The sequence below is a fragment of the Arsukibacterium sp. genome, from assembly GCF_033722355.1.
Taxonomy (GTDB): Bacteria; Pseudomonadota; Gammaproteobacteria; order Enterobacterales; family Alteromonadaceae; genus Alishewanella.
On the sequence record NZ_JAWVZF010000174.1, the window covers coordinates 1 to 5,613 of the forward strand.

Sequence of the window (5,613 nt, forward strand, 5' to 3'; positions counted from 1 at the left end):
ACGTTGGCTATGTTATTTGCCGTCGTATCCAGATCTTTCTGGGCAGCAGCCAGGCCGCTTAATGCTATTTGAAAACTCATAAATCACCTCACCTTAAACGGTTGCTCAACCGTAGGAAACTTCCAGAACATCAGTTAATTTCACTGCTCCTAATCCAACCAGATTAAGAGTAATTCCTTTGCCATTGCCAGCCAGGCTGACACTGGACACTGGGGTAAACACATTGACCGGTATCGACTCATTGCTGCCGGCAAAGCTGGCTTCAACTTTAATTTTGTAAACACCAGGGGGCATTGCCTCACCATTGGCATTTGTGCCATCCCAGACAAATTCGTTTTTACCCATCGCCGGATTACTTACATCAAAATTCGTTACCAGCTCACCATTGGCTTTCTCTATCCGAACCCGCATGTTGTCAGCGGGCCGGTCCAGGTTAATATGACCGCGGGACAGCGTTTCACCGGTAAATACTATTTCGTCTGACTGAGTAAGCACAGTCCGGCCGACCAGAGAGGAGGCCTGCAATGCCTGATTAGATGTCATACTCTCAGACAGCCCTTTGAAACTTTCATTAAGCGAGCCAATACCGTCTGCCATGGTGAAATTGGTCATCTGCGCAATCATCTGATCATTTTCTACCGGTTTGGTCGGGTCCTGATAAGCCAGTTGCTGAGTTAACAATGCAAAAAAATCAGACTGAGTCAGTGCGCCGTTATTTTTATCCGGCACTTTTTTGCCGTTATCCCAGTACATGCCATCCAGTGCCTGGTTTGTGTTAATAGTACTCATCCGCTATTCCTTATTAACTCTGGCCCATTCGCAGGGTACGCATAATCATTTGCTTGGCCGCATCGGCTGTCTGCACGTTCGTTTCGTAAGAGCGGGAGGCAGAAATCATATTGGCCATCTCTTCCATAATGTTGACATTGGGCTTATAGATGTAACCATTTTCATCGGCTAAAGGATGATTGGGCGCATACTCGACATTAAGTGGCGCATCAGACTCGACAATACCCAATACCTTAACCCCGGCACTGTCACCCTGCTGACGCCGGGCTTCAGAAAGCTCAGCAGCAAATACCGGGTGACGCCCACGATAGGTTTCATCAACACTACTGCTCACGCTGTTAGCATTAGCAATATTACTGGCTGTGGTATTCATTCTTACTGACTGCGCAGTCATACCACTGCCAGCAATATCAAAGACTTTTGAAATACTCATAATTATTGCCCTGTACCTGTTAGCGCTTTTTTCAAACCTGAAATCCGGCTGTTAAGGAAAGTTAAACTTGCCTGATATTCCAGGTTATTCTGCATAACTGCGTTACGTTCGCGATGAATATCCACACTGTTGCCATCGCCGGTATCAGGCTGATCAGGCTGGCGGAATAAGGTGTCTTTAGCCATCGTCGAGGCGATATGGAAGTGTTGCTCGTGAGTGCGACTGGCGCTATGCCCCTGACGTGACTTCGCTAATTGCAAGGCTTGCTGAAAGTCAACATCTTTGGCTTTGTAACCCGGCGTGTCGGCATTAGCGATATTTTCGGCCAGCACTTCAGAGCGTTTCTCGCGAATTAATAATGCATGGGGATGCATACCAAATGCTTTTTCAAAACTGATTGCCATTTTTTTGCCACCTCTTCGGAACTATGGCAAACCAAATGCAAAACACAGGCCAGTTTTTCAGCAGCGGCGGTTAAACTTTTTTACGGTAGATAATGCCGGGATTACAGCGCAGCATTTCAAAATCAGTATTGACGCTGGAAATAGATTCCGACGCGCCAAGAAACAAGTAGCCCCGGGGGTTTAATGACTGAGCAAACTGTTTAATGATTTTTGCTTTTACATCAGGAGAAAAATAAATAAGTACATTGCGACAAAATATGACATCGAATTTACCCAGCAAAGTGTAGCTGTCCAGCAGGTTCAAATGGCGGAAGCTAACATTTTTCCGGACAAAATCTTTTACCCGCATCATGCCATTACCGCTGTCTTCAAAAAAACGGCTGCGCCGCTCTGGCGATAAGCCTCTGGACAGGGCCAGCGCATCATATTCAGCCCGCTGACAGTGTTCGAGCATAGTATTGGAAATATCAGTGCCCAGAATATTTAACCCCAGGCTAAATGCGCCCGGGCGGCTTTGCTGATACTCAAGCCCGGTCATGGCAATAGAATAGGGTTCCTGCCCAGACGAGCTGGCCGCCGACCAGATTTTCAGCGTGCGGCAACTTTTTTCCAGTTCAGGCAAAATTTGTTTCTTCAGTAACTCATAGGGATAGGTATCACGAAACCACAATGTTTCATTCGTGGTCATCGCATCAATAACCGCAGAGCGTAACTGACGCTCAAAGGGACTTAGGGTTTTACTGACTAATTCAGATAAGGTGTCGATGCTAAACCGCTGCATTAACGGTCCAAGCCGGCTTTTTACCAGATACTGTTTGTTATCGCCAAGGACAATGCCACACTGCTGCTCGAGAAAATCCCGAAACAGTTTATATTCGCCTTCCTGTAGCTCTTTATTGGTCACTACTTACCCTTAGCGCTTATTCTGCATGCAGCCACTTTTGTACCGACTCAGCCAGTTCATCCGGGTTAAATTTTGCAATAAAGTCGTCAGCACCTACTTTTTTAACCATTTGCTGATTGAACACGCCGCTTAACGAGGTATGCAAAATAACATGCAGGTTTTTCAATTGCGGATCAAGCCTTATCTCGGCAGTCAGGGTATAACCATCCATCTCGGGCATTTCAATGTCTGAAATCAGCAGTCCCACTTTTTCGGTTACAGAGCTATGACAGGTTTTGGCAACCTGTTGCAGGTAAGTCAGCGCCTCGCGGCCATTATTCACCAGATGCATTTTCACGCCCAACCCATCCAGCGCTCTTTTTACCTGATTACGGGCTACGGTGGAGTCATCTGCGATCAAAATCAGCCGGTCTCCCAAATCGCTGTTAATGGTGGCGGTATCGACCCGGTCGCTGATTGTTGTTGGCGATGGCGAAATTTCTTCCAGTATTTTCTCAACATCCAGGATCTCCACCAGCTGCTTGTCAATTTCGGTTACGGCTGTCAGGTAACTTTGCTTACCGGCCGCACCTTTGGGTGGCGGCATAATGGCCTCCCAGTTAATATTGATGATACGTTCAACAGAACTGACCAGAAAGCCCTGCACTGAGCGGTTATACTCGGCGATAATAATAAAAGCCGTAGCCAAATCATCAATCGGTTTACCCCCCGTTGCCAGGCTAAGATCGATAACTGAAATTGTCTGGCCCCTAATGTGAGCAATACCACGCACAAATTTATTGCGACGGGGAATTGCCGTTAACGTCGGACATTGTAATACTTCACGTACTTTAAATACGTTAATACCATAGCGCTGCTGGCCGGTCAGTTTAAACAGCAGTAACTCCAGGCGGTTCTGACCGACGAGTTGCGTACGCTGATTGACAGAATCTAATATACTGGCCATTTGCCACTCCTGATACAACATATTGGCGCTAATATTGCAGCAACGTCGGTAGCGGTAACTAATTGACGCAGCCTGAAGTAAGTTGTCGCGGGCCGCTAACCTTTAACCCGGGCTGGCCCCCCCGACAATAATTAAACTTATTACACCGGCAATAGTATAACTGTTAGCCCCTAAAGCATAGCTGAAACCATATGAACAAGTACGATAAATTTTATCCGGTATTCGTTATCTTATTATTTTTTCTCAGTAATCTGAGCTTGGCAGCCCAAGCTGATACCCGGCAGTACAGTCCGGAACAGCTAACCGACATGACTGAAATATGGCTTAAACAAGAGCTGAACATAACTCTGGATAGCAACATTAAAATAGAAGTGGTGCCGCTGGACAGCCGGATTGGAGATAAAATATGTACTGAAGCGCCTGAGTTCAGCCAACCGCAAAATAGCAATTCCCGCCAGTTTACCGTTAATATCAGCTGCAGCCAGCCGGGGTCATGGCAGCTATATCTGCCGGTCAAAGTCACCGAAATGGTCGAAACCGTCACAGTCCGCCAAAATATTGCTACAGGTACGGTGATAACAGCCGATATGTTACAGAAGGAAGCGAAAGAGCGCCGGTTTGTCCGTGGCAATCTGGTCAGTGATCCTCGTCAGATTGTTGGCGCGCGGAGCAAAAGATCACTCAGTAATGGTCAGCTGATTACAATGCAGGATCTTTGCCTTGTCTGTCGCGGGGATGTTGTTACAATACTGGTTGATAACAGCGGCCTTAGTGTGTCTGCCAGCGGTATTGCTGAACAGGATGGCACCCTCGGTGATACAATAACGGTCCAGAATCAGCAATCTGGCCGGAAAATTCAAACGGAAGTTGTAGCTGTTAATCAGGTAAGAGTGAAATTTTAAAAAATAAATTAAAGTTTTTTAAAGCTCGGCCGTTAACCTGAACATAGGGAACTGGTTTAAGGTAAAGAGGTTCTATCATGGCAATAAATATCAATAACCTGCAGAATACATCTCAGGTAAAAAATGACAAAGCTGATCAAAGTGTTCAGCGGCAGCAAACCGCTGTCCAGCAGAACGCAACGCAACAGGCAACCTTACAAGGGGCAGCCCAGCGGCAGGACTCAGTATCAATAACCCCTCAGGCTAAGCAATTTAATAAGCTGCAGGAAAAAGCCAATGCTGCCAGTGGTATTGATCAGGAAAAGGTTGATAAAATTAAGCAGGCGATTGCTGAAGGCAAGTACAAGGTTAATGTTGAACAGCTTGCCCGGCGAATTATGCAATTCGAAGGTGATCTGTTCAATAAAGAATGATGAACAGCCAATTTGAACCTCTGAACTCTCTGCTCCAACAACAGCAAGCGCAGCTGGAAGCGCTGCTGTTGTTATTGCGGCAAGAACTTGCCGCCCTCGCCTCCCGCGACATCGATAAACTCAACACTAATACATCAGAAAAACAACAGGTCCTCGCCGAAATTCAGGCAACCGATCATAGTATTGCTACCAATACACTGCTGCAAACTGCCAAACAGCAACCGTGGTTTAAACAACGGGTGGCGGTATTAGAACAGTTGCTTGCAGACTGCAAACAGCATAACGAAGTCAATCAGCAAACGCTGGAGCAAAGCCAGCTAACATTACAACGCCTGAAAACAGAATTGCTGTCTAGCAGAGGAAAATCGGGTTTAACCTATACCAACAAAGGCAAGCCTACCGTTGATAATATAGGTAAAGGCATTAAAGCCTGAATTAACTCCAGGGTTATCATGCCTGCGCTGGTTTACTGTTCACACTTAATAGTAATGGATACTTTTTATTTTCTGGCTTGGATAAATATTCTGATACAAGTGATATACCTGCTCAAAATCCAGTTCCAGCTCGGTGACATAGGCATCGTCCAGCGCATAGGTTTTAACCACTCTGGCGCCGCGTATCACTCCTTGCACCGAGCTGCCAAACTGATCGTTCCCCGCCACCATCGCTCTGACACTATTACTACTGTCAATTCTTTGACCATATACCTGCTCCGCGAGCTCGCGATAGGCTTCCAGTTTTGACGCCCGCATTGCCAGTAACATTTTCTGGCTATCAGACTGACCAGGTTGCAGTGAAATCGGTGCCATACCAACAGCATGC

The 5,613-nt window shown here is 46.5% G+C and carries 10 protein-coding genes; 3 read left to right on the forward strand and 7 right to left on the reverse strand.

The window, feature by feature from the left end:
• The 6 genes from R3177_RS12755 to R3177_RS12780 form a co-directional block, all read right to left on the reverse strand.
• On the reverse strand, positions 1-80 hold an 80-nt coding region (locus R3177_RS12755; RefSeq protein ID WP_318971419.1), incomplete at its 3' end, for a flagellar basal body protein.
• Positions 81-105: 25 nt separating this feature from the next.
• Positions 106-789, reverse strand: coding sequence for a flagellar hook assembly protein FlgD (locus R3177_RS12760; RefSeq protein WP_318971410.1), 684 nt, complete (start codon positions 787-789; stop codon positions 106-108).
• Between the two features lie 13 nt (positions 790-802).
• Positions 803-1,222, reverse strand: a complete 420-nt coding sequence (gene flgC / locus R3177_RS12765; protein ID WP_318971411.1) for a flagellar basal body rod protein FlgC — start codon at positions 1,220-1,222, stop codon at positions 803-805.
• A gap of 2 nt (positions 1,223-1,224) precedes the next feature.
• Positions 1,225-1,626, reverse strand: coding sequence for a flagellar basal body rod protein FlgB (flgB, locus tag R3177_RS12770; RefSeq protein ID WP_318971412.1), 402 nt, complete (start codon positions 1,624-1,626; stop codon positions 1,225-1,227).
• Between the two features lie 70 nt (positions 1,627-1,696).
• Positions 1,697-2,530, reverse strand: coding sequence for a protein-glutamate O-methyltransferase CheR (locus R3177_RS12775; RefSeq protein WP_318971413.1), 834 nt, complete (start codon positions 2,528-2,530; stop codon positions 1,697-1,699).
• Positions 2,531-2,546: 16 nt separating this feature from the next.
• Positions 2,547-3,476, reverse strand: coding sequence for a chemotaxis protein CheV (locus tag R3177_RS12780; RefSeq protein WP_318971414.1), 930 nt, complete (start codon positions 3,474-3,476; stop codon positions 2,547-2,549).
• A 191-nt stretch (positions 3,477-3,667) separates the two neighbouring features.
• On the opposite strand from R3177_RS12780, the gene flgA reads away from it, so the two are divergent.
• The 3 genes from flgA to flgN all read left to right on the forward strand — a co-directional run bounded on the left by flgA (position 3,668) and on the right by flgN (position 5,225).
• Entirely contained in the window at positions 3,668-4,378 is a 711-nt protein-coding gene (gene flgA, locus R3177_RS12785) for a flagellar basal body P-ring formation chaperone FlgA (RefSeq protein WP_318971415.1), read from the forward strand.
• A gap of 77 nt (positions 4,379-4,455) precedes the next feature.
• The gene (gene flgM, locus R3177_RS12790; RefSeq protein ID WP_318971416.1) at positions 4,456-4,791 is read left to right on the forward strand and encodes a flagellar biosynthesis anti-sigma factor FlgM; all 336 of its coding nucleotides are present in this window, start codon (positions 4,456-4,458) and stop codon (positions 4,789-4,791) included.
• Positions 4,791-5,225, forward strand: a complete 435-nt coding sequence (flgN, locus tag R3177_RS12795; RefSeq protein ID WP_318971417.1) for a flagellar export chaperone FlgN — start codon at positions 4,791-4,793, stop codon at positions 5,223-5,225. Before flgM ends, flgN begins: the two co-directional genes overlap by 1 nt.
• Before the next feature lie 45 nt (positions 5,226-5,270).
• On the opposite strand, the gene R3177_RS12800 is transcribed toward flgN, so the two are convergent.
• A partial coding sequence (locus R3177_RS12800) for an LPP20 family lipoprotein (RefSeq protein WP_318971418.1) occupies positions 5,271-5,613 on the reverse strand: 343 nt, incomplete at its 5' end.